The organism is Streptomyces sp. NPDC051286 (assembly GCF_044455345.1).
Lineage (GTDB): Bacteria > Actinomycetota > Actinomycetes > Streptomycetales > Streptomycetaceae > Streptomyces.
This window is the reverse complement of sequence record NZ_JBITER010000015.1, coordinates 40,233-56,823: the sequence shown is the minus strand read 5'-3', so window position 1 is coordinate 56,823 and position 16,591 is coordinate 40,233. Positions and strand designations below refer to the sequence as shown.

Sequence of the window (16,591 nt, the reverse complement as noted above, 5' to 3'; positions counted from 1 at the left end):
GCATGAGTACTCCCGACGCGACCGCTCCCGCGACCGAAGCCACCGTTTCGGCCGCACACCCCCGATTTGCCGAGGCCCTGCGCGAGCTGGGTCTCGATGTCGAGATCCGCCGCTTCCCGGACGCCACCCGTACCGCCGCCGAGGCCGCCGCGGCCATCGGCTGCGAGCTCAGCGCCATCGTCAAGTCCCTGATCTTCGAGGCCGACGGGGCTCCCGTGCTGGTCCTGATGGATGGCTCCTCGCGGGTCGACGTGGAGCTCGTACGGCGGGAGCTGGGCGCCGGGAAGGTCAAGCGCGCCGGGGCCGATCTGGTCCGGGAGACCACCGGCTACGCGATCGGCGGTGTGCCGCCCTTCGGCCACCGTACGAAGACCCGGGTACTGGCCGACCGCGGGCTGCTCGACCACGACGTGGTGTGGGCTGCGGCAGGCACCCCGCACACCGTCTTCCCACTCGATCCCCAGGCAGTCATCAGGCATGCCGGCGGCACCGTGGTGGACGTGCGCGAGCAGTCCAGGTGACGCCACTGGTCGCATGCGCGGTTCTGATCGCGGCGATCACGCACGCCGGCTGGAACGGTTCGGCGCACCGAGGATCGCCGCGGCCGGACTGATGGTGGTCGGGATCGGGCTGACGCTGCGGGCGAGTTGAACGCGGCGGCGTCCGGAGAAGCACCGGCGCGGACAGCAGGCGCCGGTGCCGGTGCAACCCGCACAGCCCGCCGGTCCGCCCGACGGGCGCAGAGCCTGTCGGGCGACCTCTGATCGAAGGTCACCCGACAGGCTCTCAGTCCTGCGCGATCGCCCTCCGGAACCCCGCGTTCACGGCGAGCAGCCCGCCGTCCACCCGCAGCGTCGTCCCGGTGATCCAGGCAGCGTCGCGGGAGGCGAGGAAGGCGACCGCCGCCGCGATGTCGTCCGGTTCGCCGACCCTGCCGAGGGGGTAGAGCGGGCTCACCCGGTCCAGTACGTCGGCTCGGTCCGCCCACGCGTCCGTGCGGATCGTGCCGGGGGCCACGAGGTTGACGCGGACCCCGCGCGGGCCGGCGTGGCCGGCGAGCGTACGGGTCAGGCTGCCCAGGCCCGCCTTGGCGGCGCTGTAGGCGTGGTTGCCGAAGTCCTGCTCCCCGTTGACGGAGCCGATGTTGACGATCGCGCCCCTGCCCGACGCCACCAGGTGCGGCAGTGCCGCCCGTGAGCAGCGGTACGGGCCGGTGAGCGTGGCGTCGAGATCGCCCTGCCAGACGTCGTCGGGCTCGTCCTCGAAGAACGGGGTGTCGGGCGTGCAGCGGTACGCGTTGTTGACCAGCACGTCGAGCGTGCCGAACGCCTCGACCGCACGGGCCACTGCTGCCTCGACCGCCGTCCGGTCGCCCACGTCACAGGGCAGCGCCTCGGCGGTGGCGCCCGTCTTCCGTATCGCCGCCGCCGTGTGCTCGGCGCGGTCACCGTCCAGATCGGTCACCAGGACGCGTGCGCCCTCGGAGGCCAGCCGACGGGCCGTGGCAGCGCCGATGCCCTGCCCCGCGCCCGTGATGAGTACGCCGTATCCGTCGAACCTGGAATCACCGGTAGGAGTCATAGCGCCGACCGTACTGCTCTGACCAGGGCCTGGGCACGAGGATCGGCGGTGACTCCCTTCTGCAGACCGTTCGTCACATAGCCGAGCGAGATGCCCGATTCGGGGTCGGCGAAGCCGAGCGAGCCGCCGCGGCCCGGGTGACCGAAGGAGCCGGGGGCAAGGAGTGGGGCGGCCGGGCCGTGCAGCATGTAACCGAGCCCGAAGCGGGTGTTCACGACGAGCACCCGGTCCGGGCCCACGGACTCCTCGGTGCGGGCGAGGGTGAGCGTGGCCGGGGCGAAGAGCCGGTGACCGTCGACCGGGCCTATCATCGCGGCGTAGGCGCGGGCCAGCGCGCGGGCGGTCGCGATGCCGTTGGAGGCGGGGAGTTCGGCCGCCCGGTAGCCGGCGTCGTTCTCGTCGGGGAACGGGTCGATGGCGCCGAACGCGCGGCGGGTCAGCGACTCGGAATCACGGTAGGCGTCCACGACCGACCGCTTGGGGCGCATCCGCAGCGCCCCGCCGCTGCCGCCCGGGACGGGCGGCTCGACCGGTCCGATCCGGCCCACCCGGTGCGCCTCTTCCGCCGGGAGCCCGAACCAGAAGTCGAGGCCGAGCGGACGGGCGATCTCCTCGGCGATCCAGCGGCCCACGGTTCGCCCGGTGACCCGTCGCACCAGTTCGCCGATCAGCCAGCTGTACGTCTGCGCGTGGTAGCCGTGTGCGGTACCGGGCTCCCACTGCGGGCGCTGCGCGGCGACGGCGTGCGCCCCGGAGCTCCCGTCGGCGGCCTCCTGGGGCGTCAGCGGCCGGTCGAGGGCGGGGACTCCCGCACGGTGGGCGAGGAGGTGCCGCACGAGCACGCGCTCCTTGCCGGCCGCCTTGAACTCCGGCCAGTACGTGCCGACCGGGGCGTCCAGGTCCACCTGTCCGCGCTGGTGCAGCAGCAGCGGTACGGCCGCGGCGATGCCCTTGCCCGCGGAGCGGACGATCTGCACCGTGTCGACCGCCCACGGTTCGACGCCGTCGACGTCTCTCGTACCGGCCCACAGGTCGACGACCTTGCGCCCGTCCCGGTAGACGGCGACCGCCGCCCCCCGCTCCCCCCGCTGCTCGAAGTTACGGATGAAGGCGTCCCTGACCGGTTCGAATCCGGTCGCCACCGTGCCCCGTACGTCCACGCCTGCTCCTGCACTCCCGCTCATCCCCCCATGGTGCATCGCCGCCCAGGTGAGCCGTACCGCGGGTGACCCTCAGCTCAGCACGATCGGGACGTCGGCGCTGCCGCGGGCGGCGCCGGGTACGGGCAGACCCGGTGCGCACTGTCGACCGGCCTGGCGGCCGGCTCCTGGTCGACGGGCGGCAGCGAGGCCGCAGGATGGCTGGTGCCGTCGTCGGTCACGCGCCCATGGTCACGGAGCGCGGGTCGAACCCGAAGGGCAGCTCCAGCCGGTGGGCACGCATCAACTCCTCGTCACAGAGCAGGTCCTGAGTACGGTTGTCGGCCGCGATGGCGCCTTCGCTGAGGATGACGGAGCGCGGGCAGAGCTCCAGGGCGTACGGCAGGTCGTGCGTAACCATCAGCACGGTGACGTCCAACGACCGCAGGATGTCGGCGAGTTCGCGCCTCGACGCGGGGTCCAGGTTGGACGAGGGCTCGTCCAGGACGAGGATTTCCGGCCGCATGGCGAGGACGGTGGCGACGGCGACGCGGCGGCGCTGACCGAACGACAGATGGTGCGGGGGGCGGTTCGCGTACCCCGCCATGCCGACCTGTTCGAGTGCCTCGGTGACCCGCTCCTCCAGTTCGGCGCCACGCAGCCCGGATGCGGCGGGCCCGAAGGCGACGTCCTCGCGGACGGTCGGCATGAAGAGCTGGTCGTCGGGGTCCTGGAAGACGATGCCGACGCGGCGGCGGATCTCCGCGAGATTGCGCTTCTCCACCGGAAGACCGGCGACCCGGACGGTGCCCGCGCCCGCGTCGAGGATGCCGTTGAGGTGGAGGACGAGCGTGGTCTTGCCGGCGCCGTTCGGGCCGAGCAGGGCGACGCGTTCGCCGCGTGCGACGGTCAGGTCGACGCCGAAGAGCGCCTGGTGACCATCGGGGTAGGCGTAGGCGAGGCCACTGACCTCAAGGGACGGCGCGGTGCTACTGGACGGGCTCATAGGGTCCATCCCAGCAGACAGACCGCGAGGGCGAGCACGGGGAGTGCCGAGGCGTACGCCCACTGCGCGCCGGACGCCGTCACCTCGTCGATGACCGGCATCGAGCCGGTGTAGCCGCGGCTGACCATCGCGAGGTGGACGCGTTCGCCGCGCTCGTAGGAACGGATGAAGAGCGCGCCCGCCGACTTGGCGAGGACGCCCCACTGCCGTACCCCGCGCGCCTCGAAGCCGCGGGAGCGGCGGGCGATCGACATCCGTCGCATCTCGCCGGTGATCACATCCCCGTACCGGATCATGAAGGAGGCGATCTGGACGAGCATCGGCGGCAGCTTGAGCCGCTGCAGACCGAGCAGCAGCGAGCGCAGCTCGGTGGTGGACGCGAGGATCACCGAGGCGGCGACGCCGAGGGTGCCCTTGGCGAGGACGTTCCAGGCGCCCCAGAGACCGGGGACGCTGACGGAGACGCCGAGGAGCTCCGTCTGCTCACCCGGCACCATGAACGGCATCAGCACGGCGAACGCGACGAACGGCACCTCGATGACCAGCCGCTTGAGCAGGAACCCGGCGGGGATCCGGGCCATCGCCGCGACCCCGGCGAGCAGCGCGGCGTACAGCGCGAACGCCCAGACCGCCTCGCGCGGCGTCAGGACGACGACCAGCACGAAGCTGAACACAGCGGCGAGCTTGCAGTGCGGGGGCAGGTCATGGACCGGCGAGTGCCCGTGCCGGTAGAGCTTGTGCGCGTGGCCGGCGCCCATCAGACGGCTTCCTTGGTGCGGCTGTCGGCGGGTGCGTCCGGCGTACGGCGGCGGCGGACGGCCCAGAAGACCCCGCTGCCGACCACGATCGTGGCGCCGACCCCGATCACCCCGGCGAGGCCGCCGGAGAGCCGCGCGTCGGAGATGTCCTTGACGCCGTAGTCGGCGAGCGGCGAGTCCTTGGCCGCGTGCTCCTCGGCCTTCTTGTCGATGCCCTTGTCGGCGGCGACCTTCTCCAGGCCGTCCGGGCTGGCGGAGGCGTAGAAGGAGACGAAGCCCGCCAGCACGAGGGCGGTGACCAGGCCGGTGGCCCAGAGCCCGCGCGTGGAGCGGGCGGCGACCGGCGCGACGGACTGCCGGGCGGGGGCGTCTACGAGCTCGCCGTCGATCCGGAGCTTGAGCGGGGCGGTGAGACCGCGGGCGCCGTGGACCAGATCGGGGCGGACGGCGAGGACGGCTCCGACGGTCAGCCCGGTGATCACGGCCTCGCCGATACCGATCAGGATGTGCACGCCGACCATCGCGGTGAGGACCTTGCCGATCGGGATGTCGGTGGTGCCACCGATCCAGTAGATCAGCGTGAAGACGCAGGCCGCGGCCGGCACGGAGATCAGTGCGGCGACGAATGCCGCGGCGGTCGTGGAGCGGCGGGTGCGCGGCAGGACCGTGGCGAGACCGCGGAAGAGGGCGTACGAGACGACGGTGGTGGTGACGCCCATGACGGTGATGTTCACACCGAGCGCGGTGAGCCCGCCGTCCGCGAAGAGGATGCCCTGCATGAGCAGCACGACGGATATGCAGAGCACCCCGGTGTACGGCCCGACCAGGATCGCGGCGAGCGCCCCGCCCAGCAGATGCCCGCTGGTACCGGCCGCGACCGGGAAGTTCAGCATCTGCACGGCGAAGATGAACGCGGCGACGAGCCCCGCGAGCGGCGCGGTGCGTTCATCCAGTTCGCGGCGGGCGCCCCGCAGGCTGACCGCCACGGCACCCGCGGCAACCACACCGGCGGCGACGGAGACGGGGGCGTTGATGAATCCGTCGGGTACATGCATAAGGGAGGCTCCGCTTCCTGCGTTCCTGCACTGCTGCGCGGGGTCATGAACCTCTCAATGATAGGACCTTGTTGCGAATGGCTCGCAAGAGCGCATCTCCAACAAGTACCTGGTTTCCTTATCGTGCCCTTTGGTCAAAATATGCGACATTAGATATCAAACATTCATAAACAGTCGGTAATAGGAGGATTCGGCCCATGCCCCCTGTGATCGAAGAACAGGCCGAAGCCCGGCTCATCACCGAGGCGACCGACACCTTCTCCGTCCCCGTCGACTTGCGGTACGACGCGGCCGTCGACCCGCGTACGGTGCATCTCACCTTCCCCGGCGGCATCGACTGGGCCTTCGGCCGAGACCTGCTGGAGGACGGGCTGCACGCGCCGACCGGGCACGGCGCGATACGGATCTGGCCGTTGGGACGGGCGCAGCTGGTCGTGGAGCGGCACTCGCCGGACGGCGTCGAGGTGGTGCAGTTCGACAACGCGCCGCTGATCCGCTTCCTGGACCGCACCCACGGCGAGAGCAGGCAGTCCGAGACCGCACCGGCGTGACCCCGACAAAGTGACGGCACGGATGAGCCCCCGTGCCGCTCGCACGGGGGCTCATCGCCGCTCCGGCCCCGTCCCCACAGGTAACGGCCGGGTGCATTCCGGGGCCGCGTTCCGCTCGGACGCGGCCCCGGGGCTCGTACGGATCAGACGCGCGTCAGCTCACGCTCGTCCTGCGGGTCGCTCTGCCCGCCTTCGCCGGACGCCTCGCCGAGCTGCTTGCGCAGCCCCTCGCCCTCCACGTCGACATTGGGCAGCAGCCGGTCCAGCCAGCGCGGCAGCCACCAGGCGCGCTGGCCGAGCAGGGCGAGGACCGCGGGCACGATCGCCATCCGGACGACGAACGCGTCGAAGAGGACGGCGATGGCGAGCGAGAAGCCGATCATCTTGATCATCGACTCGCTGGAGCCGATGAACCCGGAGAAGACCGCCATCATGATCACGGCCGCGGCGGTGACGACGCGGGCGCCGTGCTGGAAGCCGGTGACGATCGCCTGCGGGGCCTTCTCCCCGTGGACGTACGCCTCGCGCATCCGGGTGACGAGGAAGACCTCGTAGTCCATGGCGAGACCGAAGACCACACCCACCATGAAGATCGGCATCATGGACATGATCGGGCCGGTCTGTTCGACGCCGAAGAGCGAGCCCAGCCAGCCCCACTGGAAGACCGCGACGACCGCGCCCAGGGCTGCGACGACCGAGAGCAGGAAGCCGAGGGCCGCCTTCAGCGGCACCAGCACCGACCGGAAGACCAGCATCAGCAGCAGGAACGCCAGGCCGACGACGAGCGCCAGATACGGCAGCAGCGCGTCGTTCATCTTCTGCGAGAAGTCGATGTTCATCGCCGTGGCTCCGGTGACCAGGACCTCGGCGCCGGTGTCGGACTTGATGCCCGTGCCCGCGTCACGGATGGCGTGAACCACGTTCTCCGTCTCGGCGGAGCTCGGCCGGTCCTTCGGGATCACAGTGATCATGGCGGTGTCGCCGGCCTTGTTGAAGTGGGCCGGGGTGACCGCGACGACATGCGGGATGCCGGAGACCTGATCGGAGACCTGCTTGACCACGGCCTTGCCGTCCGAGCTGTTCGCCGTGTCCACGACGACCATCAGCGGCCCGTTGAAGCCCGGGCCGAAGCCGTCGGAGAGCAGGTCGTAGGCGCGGCGCTGAGTGGTGCTGGTGGGCTGGGAGCCGTCGTCGGGCAGGCCCATCTCCAGCGAGGCGGCCGGTACGGCGATGGCCCCGAGGCCGAGGACTCCGACCAGCAGCACCCAGACCGGCTTGCGCAGGACGAACCGCGCCCACCGGGTACCCATGTTCGGCTTCGCCTCGGGCCGGCTCGAAGCCTCGGCGGCCTTGCGCGCCTTGCGTCCCATGACCCGCTTGCCCGCGAAGCCCATCACCGCCGGGACGAGGGTGAGCGCGATCAGGACGGCGATCGCGACCGTGCCGGCCGCGGCGAAGCCCATCTTCGACAGCATCGGGATGTTGACCACGGCCAGGCCGACCAGGGCGATGACGACGGTGAGACCGGCGAAGACGACCGCGGAACCGGCCGTGCCGATCGCCCGCCCCGCCGCTTCCTCGCGCTCGCGGCCCTCGGCCAGCTCGGCACGGTAGCGGGAGACGATGAAGAGCGCGTAGTCGATGCCGACCGCGAGGCCGATCATCATCGCGAGGGTGGAGGTGGTGGAGCCCAGGTCGAGCACGTTGGCCAGGGCCGTGATCGTCGAGACGCCGATGCCGACGCCGATGAGCGCGGTGAGCAGCGGCAGACCCGCCGCGACGAGCGAGCCGAAGGTGATGACCAGCACCACTGCGGCGATCGCGACACCGATGATCTCGGTGGCCCCGGTCTCCGGCATCACCTGGAGCGCGTCGCCGCCGATCTCCACGGTCATCCCGCTCTTCTGCGCCGCGTGGCCCGCGTCCTCCAGGGCACTCCGGGTCGCATCGGTCAGCGCCATCGAGTTGACCTTGTAGGACACGGAGATGTACGCCGTGGAGCCGTCCTTGCTGACGGCGTTGCCGGTGTACGGGTCGGTGACCGAGGCGATCTGGTCCGAACCCGACTTCAGCTCGTCCGCGATCCTGTTGACCTCGGCCTTGTTCGCCGGGTCCGTCATCTTCTGGCCGTTGTCGGCCTTGAAGACGACCCGCGCGGTCGCGCCGTCGGCGCTGGAGTCGGGGAAACGCTGTTCCAGCAGGTCGAAGGCCTTCTGAGCCTCCGTACCCGGAATGGAGAAGGAGCTGGAGGTGGCGGTGGACGCGGAGGCGGCGCCGAATCCGGCGAGCGCCAGCAGTGCCACCCAGACAAGGGCGACATAGCGGCGGCGCCGGAAAGCGAACCGTCCGAGCTTGTAAAGGAATGTGGCCACGGAGGTGTACTCCCGGTCAGGTCGTGTGGGTGGAAAAGGGCGTGAGGAACCAGCCCGACGACGAGAGCGGCGTGTCAGGTGAGGCTTGGGGAGAGGGCCGTACGGAAGGGACGGGGTCAGACGCCGAGAGCGGGGAGGATCACGGAGTCGACGTAGTCGGTGAGAAACGCATGGTCGATGGGGCGGTCCTCGACCAGCTGCCGAGCGGTGAAAGCACCGACCAGCATGTGCGGTACATATTTCAGCGCCGGGTTGTCCGGACGCAGTTCACCCCGGTCCACGGCTCGGCGGAGCAGCACATCGAGGCTGGATATCTCCGGCTCGATGAGCTGTTCACGCAGCGCCTGGTACAGATCGGGACTGTCGTGGACGGCTTGCATCAGGCCCCGCATCAGCGCGGAGTTCTTCTGCATCTTGCAGTCGTCGGTCCGGGCCAGCGCGGCATGGAAATCTCCGCGCAGCGAACCGGTGTCGATCTCGGAAAGGTCGCCCGGCTTGTTGTGGCGCAGCGCCTTGACGACCAGCTCCGGCTTGCTCCCCCACTGGCGGTAGAGGGTGGCCTTGCTGGAGCGGGTACGGGCAGCGATGGCATCCATGGTCAGGGCGTCGTAGCCGCCCTCGCTCAGCAGGTCGAGCACCGCGGCGTAGAGCTCGCTCTCGCGCTCGGGCGTGAGACGGGTGCGTGCCATGGGCCGACCTCCTGTCATGTCACTGGTATGTCAGCCAAACGAAACTGTTTCGTACACCTCGAAGGTACCCCGCCACTGAGCGAAACTGCATCGTTTCGCTTGTGTGTTGCACCACAGCTGCTTCCGCACCACGAGTTGCCGCGTCCCGCTCACGCGGAAAGCATTGGGGGGTGAGTGACGACGTCGCGTATCTCCGTTTTCCGCACCTTCACAAGGACCTGCTCTGCTTCGCGGCCGAGGACGACCTCTGGGTCTCCCCCCTCGCCTCCGAGGGGCAGCAGCCCGGCCGGGCGTGGCGGGTGACCGTCGACCGGACCCGGGTCAGTCACCCGCGCTTCTCGCCCGACGGGACCCGTATCGCGTACACGACCTGGCGCACCCTGGATCCCGAGATCCATCTTGCCCCTGTCGAGGGCGGACCGGCCCGCCGGCTCACCTACTGGGGGTCGACCGACGCGCGCGTCTGCGGCTGGACCCCCGATCCGGACGAGACGTCGCACATCCTCGCCGTGTCCTCGCATGCGCAGCCGTTCTCGTACTTCTCCTGGGCCTACAGCCTTCCCACGGACGGCTCCCCCGGCGGCAAGCTCCCGTGGGGTCCGGTCTCCGACATCGCGGTCGCGGACATCGACGGCGAACGGCGCACACTGCTGCTCACCGGCACACCCCCGCACGAACCGGCCGCCTGGAAGCGGTACCGGGGCGGGGCGATGGGGCGGCTGTGGCTGCACGGCAAGCGACTGCTGCCCGATATCGGCGGCCATCTCGACTCGCCGATGTTCGTCGCCGGCCGGATCGCGTTCCTCTCCGACCACGAGGGCGTCGGCAACCTGTACTCCTGCCTGCCCGACGGCTCCGACCTGCGCCGCCACACCGACCACGACGCCTTCTACGCCCGGCACGCATCCAGCGACGGACGCCGGGTGGTCTACCAGTGCGCGGGCGAGCTGTGGCTGGTCGACGACCTCGAATCACCGGACGCGGTGCCGCGGAAGCTGCAGGTGCGGCTCGGCGGGCCGCGGGCCGGGCGGCGTACGTACCAGGTGCCCGCCGCCAGCAATGTCGACTCGCTGTCCGTGGACGAGACGGGCCGGGCGAGCGCCGTCTCGGTCCGCGGCAGTCTGTACTGGCTGACTCACCGCGACGGGCCCGCCCGCACGATCGCCGACACCCCCGGGGTCCGGGTCCGGCTGCCCGAGATGCTCGGCAGCATGGGCCAGGTCGCCTACGTGACGGATGCGGACGGCGAGGACGCCATCGAGATCGCGTACCTGCCGCGCGCCAGCGGTGACCGGGCACCGCGCCGGCTGGCCTCCGGGCAGATCGGCCGGGTCCACGAACTGATCGCCGACCCGGAGGGCGAACGGCTCGCGATCGCCACACACGACGGCCGGCTGCTGCTCCTCGACACGGCCGAGGAGTCCACCGGCGAACCGACCGAGCTGATCCGCTCCATCAACGGACCGGTCCGCGATCTGGCATTCTCACCGGACGGTGCCTGGCTGACCTGGTCGCATCCCGGGATCGGCCGCTCGCTGCGGCAGATCAAACTGGCCCGGATCATGGGACCGGGCGCCCCGGTGATCGTCGATGTCACCAACGGCCGCTTCGAGGACCAGAACCCGGTGTTCACCGGCGACGGCCGGTATCTCGCGTTCCTCTCCTGGCGCGGCTTCGACCCGGTGTACGACGTCCACACCGGCGACCTCTCCTTCCCGCTCGGCTGCCGCCCGTACCTGGTGCCGCTCTCCTCCGCCACCCCGTCCCCCTTCGCTCTCTCACCGGAGGGGCGCCCGGCGGCGGGCGGCCTCGACCCGGGCGAAACCCCGGAAGCGACTCCGGCCGAAGGAGCCACGGTCACGGTCGAGTTCGAGGGGCTGGAGAACCGGGTGACGCCGTTCCCGGTCACCGCGTCGAAATACTCGGCGCTGCACCCGGTCAGCGGCGGCGGGCTCGTCTGGCTGCGTTGGCCGATCTCGGGCGCGCTCGGCGAGACGTTCGCCAACCCGGCCGACATGTCGGGCCGTCCCACGCTCGAACACTTCAACATCACGAAGGCCAGGAAGACCGAACTCGTCGGCCATCTCGACTGGTTCGCCGTCAGCGGCGACGCGACCCGGCTGGTCGTCATGGACGACGGAGAACTGCGCGCCGTACCGGCCACCGAGGCCGGCGACAGCGACTCGACGGTCTACCTCGACCTGCGGCGGATCCTGCACGATGTCGACCCGGCGGCGGAATGGCGGCAGGCGTACGGGGAAGCGGGCCGCATCATCCGCTCCTACTTCTGGGAACCCGACATGTGCGGCATCGACTGGCCGGGCGTGCTCGACCAGTACCGTCCGCTGGTCGAACGGGTCGCGACCCCCGACGAGTTCGCGGACCTGCTGCGCGAGGTCCTCGGCGAACTGGGCACCTCGCACGCGTACGTGGGACCCGCCCGCCGCAACGAGGGCCCACCGCACTACCAGCGGGCGATCGGACTGCTCGGCGCGAACCTGGTGTGCCGGGACGGCAAGTGGCTGGTCCGGCGGATCCTGCCGGGCGACTCCTCGGACTCCAAGGCGCGTTCACCGCTCGCCGGCACGGGCATCCGGGACGGCGCGATCCTCACCCATGTGGACGGCCGCCCGGTAGATCCGGTCGCGGGCCCCTACCCCCTCCTCTCCCAGGCGGGCGGGACCACCGTCGAACTCACCTTCCGCCCGCCCGAGGGCGAAGGCCCCTCCCGCCGCGTCGCCGTCGTCCCCCTGATCGACGAGCGCCCGCTCCGCTACCAGGACTGGGTGGCCAAACGCCGCGAAGTCGTACGGGAGCTGAGTGCCGGCAAGTGCGGCTACCTGCACATCCCCGACATGGGCGGCTCCGGCTGGGCCCAGTTCAACCGCGACCTGCGGATGGAGGTCTCCCGCCCCGCCCTGATCGTCGACGTACGCGGCAACGCGGGCGGCCACATCAGCGAACTGGTCGTCGAGAAACTGACCCGCACGATCCTTGGCTGGGACCTGACCCGCGACGCCCAGCCGGTCTCGTACGCCTCCAACGCCCCCCGCGGCCCGGTGGTGGCTCTCGCCGACGAGGCGACCTCCTCCGACGGCGACATGATCACTGCGGTGTTCCGCCTGCTGGAACTGGGCCCGGTGGTAGGCCAGCGGACATGGGGCGGGGTCGTCGGCATGACGGGCCGGCACCGGTTGGGCGACGGCACGGTGATCACGGTGCCGATGAACGCGGCGTGGTTCGACGCGTACGGATGGTCGATCGAGAACCACGGTGTCGAACCGGACCTGGAGGCGCTGCGCACTCCGCTGGACTGGGCGGAGGGCCGGCACGCGGTGCTGGACGACGCGGTGCACATCGCGCTCGAACTCCTGAAGTCCCACCCGGCGTCGACCCCGCCGACGTACGAGGACGCCCCGAACCGCGCACGGCCACCGCTGCCGCCACGATAGGCACCGCATCAAGCCCGGTCCCGCGGCCCGTCACATCAGGCCCGGCCGGCGATCGAGGACAAACGAAGGGGGCTGGGGGCGCGCCCCCGAACAGGCCCCACGCACGCGAAAGGCGCGTCCGGTCTCCCGAACGCGCCCCTCGCACCGCCGAGTCAGGACTCGTCGTCGTACCGGTCGCGCGCCCCCTGCGCCGCGTCCCGGGCCTTGTCACGCGCCCGTTCCGACGCAGCGGACGTCCGCCCGCGCGGCTCGCCCTTCTTCTCGCCCGTGTTCTTCTTCGCCTGGTCGGCGAGCTCCTGCGCCTTGTCCTTGAACTGGTCTGCGATACCCATGCTGTTCACTCCTAGTGGGGTGCTCGGGATGCGTTGGGGGGTGACCCCGTTGGGGCCTCGACCAGACTTACACGGCAGGACATTCCACGCATTTCGATCACTTACGCTGCGTGCTCGCACCCCGCGCGGCCTCGTCCGCAGCACCTCCGGCGCCCACAAGTCCCTTGCTCACGCCCTCCAGCCGCGACCCGAACCGCTTCATCTCGCGCTGCCCGACCACCCCGATGACCGCCGGCAGGTATCCCCGCACCGATTGCATGCCGCGCAGCCACCACTGCGCGTACACGTGTGCCGAACGCCGCTCGATGCCGGCCACGATCCGGTCGACCGCCGGTCCCAGCGGATACGTGCGGTTCGCCGGCCACGGCAGCCGCTGCCGCAACTCCCGCATGACGTCGTCCTCGTCGGCACCCCGCACCATGTCGGTGTCCGTCCAGGACAGGTAGCCGACACCGACCTTCACGCCCCGGTATCCGACCTCCGCCCGCAGACTGTGCGCGAACGCCTCCACGCCCGACTTCGACGCGCAGTACGCGGTCATCATCGGCGCCGGAGTGATCGCGGCGAGCGACGCGATCTGCAGGAAGTAGCCGCGGCTCTCCATCAGTACAGGCAGAAACGCCCGCCCTGTCACCGCGCCGCCGATCAGATTGACCTCGATGACCCGCCGCCACGCCTGCGGGTCGGAGTCGGCCAACGGCCCGCCAGAGGCGACCCCGGCATTCGCGACGACCACATCGACCTTGCCGAAGCGCTCCTTCACCTCCTGCGCGACCCGTGCCATCGCCACATGGTCGGTGACGTCCGCGTACCAGTGGTCGCTCTCCGCGTGCAGCCGCTCGGAGACCTTCTTCAGCTCGTCCGGCTCCAGGCCGACCAGCGCCAGCTTCGCGCCGCGCGCCGAGAGCTTGCGGGCCAGCAGCTCGCCCACGCCGCGCGCCGCGCCGGTGACGACCACGACCTGTCCTTCGAGACTGCGCCTGCCGCTCATACGACCTCCTCCTCAACAGTGCCACTGACCGTCCCGGTGGCAGCGGTGACATACCCGGCGACCAGTTCCCGGATTCTCGCGGTGACCGCCTCCGGCGCCTCCACCGGTGTCATGTGGCCCATCCCCGCCAACTCGGTGAGCCCCAGGCATTCGGGCAGCGCCGCCGCGAGGGCGCGCGCGTGGACGGGCGGCGTCAGCCGGTCCTCCGTACCCGCGATCACAGCGGTCGGTACCCGCAACTCCCTTACTTCCGCGTCGAGATCGAGCTCCGCGAGCACATGCCCCCAGGAGACCCGGGCCGCCCGCGGGCAGGCGTGCACGATCCGGGCACAGGACTCGACCCGCTCCGGGGCCGAACCGGCGCCCATCGTCGCGTGCTTGAGGATCCGCTTCGAGACGGGTGTGACCGGCCCGAGCGGAGCCCGCGCCCCGAGGATCGCGCGGGTCATCCGGGCGCGGACCGTACCGGCCCGCATCGGTACGACGCGCGACTCGGCGATCAGCCGCGAACTGCCGGTGCTGCACAGCAGTACGGCTGCCGCGTGCTCGCGCAGCCCGGCCCGCCGCGAGGCGGCCATCAGCGTCATGCCGCCCATGGAGTGCCCGGCGAGCACCGCCTGCTCGCCGGGGGCCAGCGCGGCGGCCAGCACCGCTTCGAGGTCGTCGGCGAGCGCGCCGGTGCTGTACCCCTCGGGGCGGACGGCGGGCGTGCGGCCGTGGCCGCGCTGGTCGTAGGTGACGACCCGGTGGTCGGCCGCCAGGTCACGGATCTGCTCGGCCCAGAAATGGGTGTTGCAGGTCCAGCCGTGCGCGAGCACGACCGCGGGGGCGCCGTCCGGCCCGTGCAGCTCGACGTGGATGCGGGAGCCGTCGGCGGAGACGGCGGCCAGTTCGCGCGCGGGCACCGGCGGGGCGTCCTCGCTCCGCAGCGGCCGGCTCATCGCGCGGCCTCCTCGGCGACGGCCTTCCCGTCGACGGCGGTCTCGGCGGCATCGGCCGTCCGGGGCCGGATGACCTCGTACTCCCCGAGGTCCACCGTCCGTGTCTCCCGGCGGAACTCACCTGTCGTTCCCGGCCAGACGGTGGTGTTGCGCCCGCCTGCGTCCAGATACCAGCTGGTGCAGCCACCGGTGTTCCACACGGTCCGCTTCATCCGCTCCTGGACCCGCCGGTTCCACGCCTCGACCGCCGACGTCCGCGCACCGAGCGCGGCCCGCCCGCCCAGGACGTTCAGCTGGCGCAGATAGTCCGCCATGTAGTTCAGCTGGGACTCGATCATCAGGATCATGGACGAGTTCCCGAGCCCCGTGTTGGGGCCGATGATCGTCATCCAGTTGGGGAAGCCCGCCGCGGTCGCGCCCCGCAGCGAGCGCATGCCGTCCTTCCAGGACTCGGCGAGCGTGATGCCTTCCGCGCCGACGACCCGGTCGGCGATCGGCATGTCCGTCACATGGAAGCCGGTGCCGAAGATGATCGCGTCGACCTCGGCCTCCGTGCCTCCCCCAGAGACTCCGTCCTGGGAGGCGCCCCCTCCGGCGACGACGGTCGAGCCACGCACCTCGGTCAGCCCGGAGGCGACCACATCCACATTCGGCTGGGCGAGCGCCGGGTAATACGTACTGGAGAGCAGAATCCGCTTGCAGCCGATGCGGTACGAGGGCGTCAGCGTGGCCCGCAGCGCCGGATCCTTGATGGCCCGCGCGATGTTGGACTTGGCCATCCTCTCCACCAGGCCGAGCTCGTCGGGGTGCTTGGTGAAGGCGCCGACCTGCAACTCCCTTATGCCCCACAGTAGTCCACGGCGCGCGATGCCGGTGATCGGAAGCGCGCGGTGCAGCCACCGCTCGACGCCGCTGATGTTCCGGTCCATGCGCGGCATGACCCACGGCGGAGTGCGCTGGAACAGAGTCAGCCTGCCGACCTTCGGCTGGATCGCCGGCACGATCTGGATCGCGGAGGCGCCGGTGCCGACCATGGCGACGCGCTTGCCGGTCAGGTCGTAGTCGTGGTCCCAGCGGGCCGAGTGGAAGACCTTGCCGGGGAAGCCGGCGAGACCGGGTATGTCCGGCGTTTTCGGGTCGGAGAGCGGGCCGGTCGCGGCGACGACGACATCGGCGACGATCGTCGTCCCGTTCGCGGACTCGATCACCCAGTTCAGCTCGTCGTTGTCCCACCGCATCATGGTCACTTCATGGCCCAGCCTGATGTGCGGGCGCAGCCCGAAGGTGTCGGCGACACGTTCCAGGTAGGCGCGGATGTGCTCCTGCCCGGAGAAGGTGCGCGGCCAGTCCGGGTTGGGGGCGAACGAGAACGAGTACAGGTGGGACGGTACGTCGCAGGCGCAGCCGGGGTAGCTGTTGTCGCGCCAGGTGCCACCGACGGATTCGGCCCGCTCCAGGACGACGAAGTCGGTGATGCCTTCGCGGCGCAGGCGGACCGCGGCCCCCAGGCCCCCGAATCCGGATCCGATCACCGCCACTCGTACATGCTCGTGCTGGGCCATGCCGGCGCCTCCCGCGGTACGTCACACGACTCTGCCAGCAATCGCTGGCATTGTTGGGAGAGTAGAGCAGCCCCGTACCGATGGGTAGGGGTCCGGCCAGGGAAAGTTACCGACGGTACAACATAGGGTGCGGTGGTGGCTGAAGGACGCGAGCACCGCGAA

15 protein-coding genes are annotated in these 16,591 nt (G+C 70.7%); 3 read left to right on the top strand and 12 right to left on the bottom strand.

From position 1 onward, the window contains the following. Nucleotides 1-2 precede the first annotated feature (2 nt). Complete coding sequence (locus tag ACIBB8_RS17410) at nucleotides 3-521, top strand: YbaK/EbsC family protein (protein ID WP_398952931.1); 519 nt, start codon at nucleotides 3-5, stop codon at nucleotides 519-521. A 265-nt stretch (nucleotides 522-786) separates the two neighbouring features. Here the strand turns inward: ACIBB8_RS17410 and ACIBB8_RS17405 are convergent, their stop codons facing one another. The 6 genes from ACIBB8_RS17405 to ACIBB8_RS17380 form a co-directional block, all read right to left on the bottom strand. Further along, nucleotides 787-1,581 (bottom strand): SDR family NAD(P)-dependent oxidoreductase, encoded by a 795-nt coding sequence (locus ACIBB8_RS17405; RefSeq protein WP_398952929.1) that lies wholly within the window; start codon nucleotides 1,579-1,581, stop codon nucleotides 787-789. After that, the gene (locus ACIBB8_RS17400; RefSeq protein ID WP_398953100.1) at nucleotides 1,578-2,741 is read right to left on the bottom strand and encodes a serine hydrolase domain-containing protein; all 1,164 of its coding nucleotides are present in this window, start codon (nucleotides 2,739-2,741) and stop codon (nucleotides 1,578-1,580) included. The genes ACIBB8_RS17405 and ACIBB8_RS17400 overlap by 4 nt, the downstream gene beginning before the upstream one ends. Before the next feature lie 77 nt (nucleotides 2,742-2,818). After that, complete coding sequence (locus ACIBB8_RS17395) at nucleotides 2,819-2,962, bottom strand: hypothetical protein (protein WP_398952927.1); 144 nt, start codon at nucleotides 2,960-2,962, stop codon at nucleotides 2,819-2,821. Then, nucleotides 2,959-3,726 carry an energy-coupling factor ABC transporter ATP-binding protein gene (locus ACIBB8_RS17390; RefSeq protein WP_398952925.1) on the bottom strand — a complete coding sequence of 256 codons (768 nt, stop codon included), beginning with the start codon at nucleotides 3,724-3,726 and terminating at the stop codon, nucleotides 2,959-2,961. The genes ACIBB8_RS17395 and ACIBB8_RS17390 overlap by 4 nt, the downstream gene beginning before the upstream one ends. Further along, nucleotides 3,723-4,484 (bottom strand): cobalt ECF transporter T component CbiQ, encoded by a 762-nt coding sequence (gene cbiQ, locus ACIBB8_RS17385; protein WP_398952923.1) that lies wholly within the window; start codon nucleotides 4,482-4,484, stop codon nucleotides 3,723-3,725. The genes ACIBB8_RS17390 and cbiQ overlap by 4 nt, the downstream gene beginning before the upstream one ends. Beyond that, nucleotides 4,484-5,539, bottom strand: coding sequence for an energy-coupling factor ABC transporter permease (locus ACIBB8_RS17380; RefSeq protein WP_398952920.1), 1,056 nt, complete (start codon nucleotides 5,537-5,539; stop codon nucleotides 4,484-4,486). Before ACIBB8_RS17380 ends, cbiQ begins: the two co-directional genes overlap by 1 nt. A 197-nt stretch (nucleotides 5,540-5,736) precedes the next feature. Between ACIBB8_RS17380 and ACIBB8_RS17375 the strand changes: the two genes are divergently transcribed. Further along, the gene (locus tag ACIBB8_RS17375) at nucleotides 5,737-6,090 is read left to right on the top strand and encodes an SsgA family sporulation/cell division regulator (RefSeq protein WP_398952918.1); all 354 of its coding nucleotides are present in this window, start codon (nucleotides 5,737-5,739) and stop codon (nucleotides 6,088-6,090) included. Between the two features lie 143 nt (nucleotides 6,091-6,233). Here the strand turns inward: ACIBB8_RS17375 and ACIBB8_RS17370 are convergent, their stop codons facing one another. Both ACIBB8_RS17370 and ACIBB8_RS17365 read right to left on the bottom strand, forming a co-directional pair. Continuing rightward, the gene (locus tag ACIBB8_RS17370) at nucleotides 6,234-8,462 is read right to left on the bottom strand and encodes an MMPL family transporter (protein ID WP_398952917.1); all 2,229 of its coding nucleotides are present in this window, start codon (nucleotides 8,460-8,462) and stop codon (nucleotides 6,234-6,236) included. A 116-nt stretch (nucleotides 8,463-8,578) separates the two neighbouring features. After that, nucleotides 8,579-9,151 carry a TetR/AcrR family transcriptional regulator gene (locus ACIBB8_RS17365; RefSeq protein ID WP_366690894.1) on the bottom strand — a complete coding sequence of 191 codons (573 nt, stop codon included), beginning with the start codon at nucleotides 9,149-9,151 and terminating at the stop codon, nucleotides 8,579-8,581. Between the two features lie 170 nt (nucleotides 9,152-9,321). Between ACIBB8_RS17365 and ACIBB8_RS17360 the strand changes: the two genes are divergently transcribed. Further along, on the top strand, nucleotides 9,322-12,603 hold the full coding sequence (locus ACIBB8_RS17360) for a S41 family peptidase (protein WP_398952914.1): 3,282 nt from the start codon (nucleotides 9,322-9,324) through the stop codon (nucleotides 12,601-12,603). 152 nt (nucleotides 12,604-12,755) lie between these two features. Here ACIBB8_RS17360 and ACIBB8_RS17355 read toward each other — a convergent pair whose 3' ends face one another. From ACIBB8_RS17355 to ACIBB8_RS17340, 4 genes are all read right to left on the bottom strand, one after another. Beyond that, a complete protein-coding gene (locus ACIBB8_RS17355; RefSeq protein WP_398952912.1) occupies nucleotides 12,756-12,935 on the bottom strand; it encodes a hypothetical protein in 180 nt (59 codons plus the stop codon). 97 nt (nucleotides 12,936-13,032) lie between these two features. Further along, the gene (locus ACIBB8_RS17350) at nucleotides 13,033-13,926 is read right to left on the bottom strand and encodes an SDR family oxidoreductase (RefSeq protein WP_398952910.1); all 894 of its coding nucleotides are present in this window, start codon (nucleotides 13,924-13,926) and stop codon (nucleotides 13,033-13,035) included. Further along, nucleotides 13,923-14,867 carry an alpha/beta fold hydrolase gene (locus tag ACIBB8_RS17345; RefSeq protein ID WP_398952908.1) on the bottom strand — a complete coding sequence of 315 codons (945 nt, stop codon included), beginning with the start codon at nucleotides 14,865-14,867 and terminating at the stop codon, nucleotides 13,923-13,925. Before ACIBB8_RS17345 ends, ACIBB8_RS17350 begins: the two co-directional genes overlap by 4 nt. Beyond that, a complete protein-coding gene (locus ACIBB8_RS17340) occupies nucleotides 14,864-16,429 on the bottom strand; it encodes a flavin-containing monooxygenase (protein WP_398952906.1) in 1,566 nt (521 codons plus the stop codon). Before ACIBB8_RS17340 ends, ACIBB8_RS17345 begins: the two co-directional genes overlap by 4 nt. Nucleotides 16,430-16,591 lie beyond the last annotated feature (162 nt).

What these genes read in the sequence shown, in the direction of transcription:
- ACIBB8_RS17380 (WP_398952920.1), bottom strand. Translation starts at nt 5,539, where the DNA reads ATGCATGTACCCGACGGATTCATCAACGCCCCCGTCTCCGTCGCCGCC.
- ACIBB8_RS17365 (WP_366690894.1), bottom strand. Translation starts at nt 9,151, where the DNA reads ATGGCACGCACCCGTCTCACGCCCGAGCGCGAGAGCGAGCTCTACGCC.
- ACIBB8_RS17410 (WP_398952931.1), top strand. Translation starts at nt 3, where the DNA reads ATGAGTACTCCCGACGCGACCGCTCCCGCGACCGAAGCCACCGTTTCG.
- ACIBB8_RS17390 (WP_398952925.1), bottom strand. Translation starts at nt 3,726, where the DNA reads ATGAGCCCGTCCAGTAGCACCGCGCCGTCCCTTGAGGTCAGTGGCCTC.
- ACIBB8_RS17405 (WP_398952929.1), bottom strand. Translation starts at nt 1,581, where the DNA reads ATGACTCCTACCGGTGATTCCAGGTTCGACGGATACGGCGTACTCATC.
- ACIBB8_RS17350 (WP_398952910.1), bottom strand. Translation starts at nt 13,926, where the DNA reads ATGAGCGGCAGGCGCAGTCTCGAAGGACAGGTCGTGGTCGTCACCGGC.
- ACIBB8_RS17375 (WP_398952918.1), top strand. Translation starts at nt 5,737, where the DNA reads ATGCCCCCTGTGATCGAAGAACAGGCCGAAGCCCGGCTCATCACCGAG.
- ACIBB8_RS17355 (WP_398952912.1), bottom strand. Translation starts at nt 12,935, where the DNA reads ATGGGTATCGCAGACCAGTTCAAGGACAAGGCGCAGGAGCTCGCCGAC.
- ACIBB8_RS17340 (WP_398952906.1), bottom strand. Translation starts at nt 16,429, where the DNA reads ATGGCCCAGCACGAGCATGTACGAGTGGCGGTGATCGGATCCGGATTC.
- cbiQ (WP_398952923.1), bottom strand. Translation starts at nt 4,484, where the DNA reads ATGGGCGCCGGCCACGCGCACAAGCTCTACCGGCACGGGCACTCGCCG.
- ACIBB8_RS17345 (WP_398952908.1), bottom strand. Translation starts at nt 14,867, where the DNA reads ATGAGCCGGCCGCTGCGGAGCGAGGACGCCCCGCCGGTGCCCGCGCGC.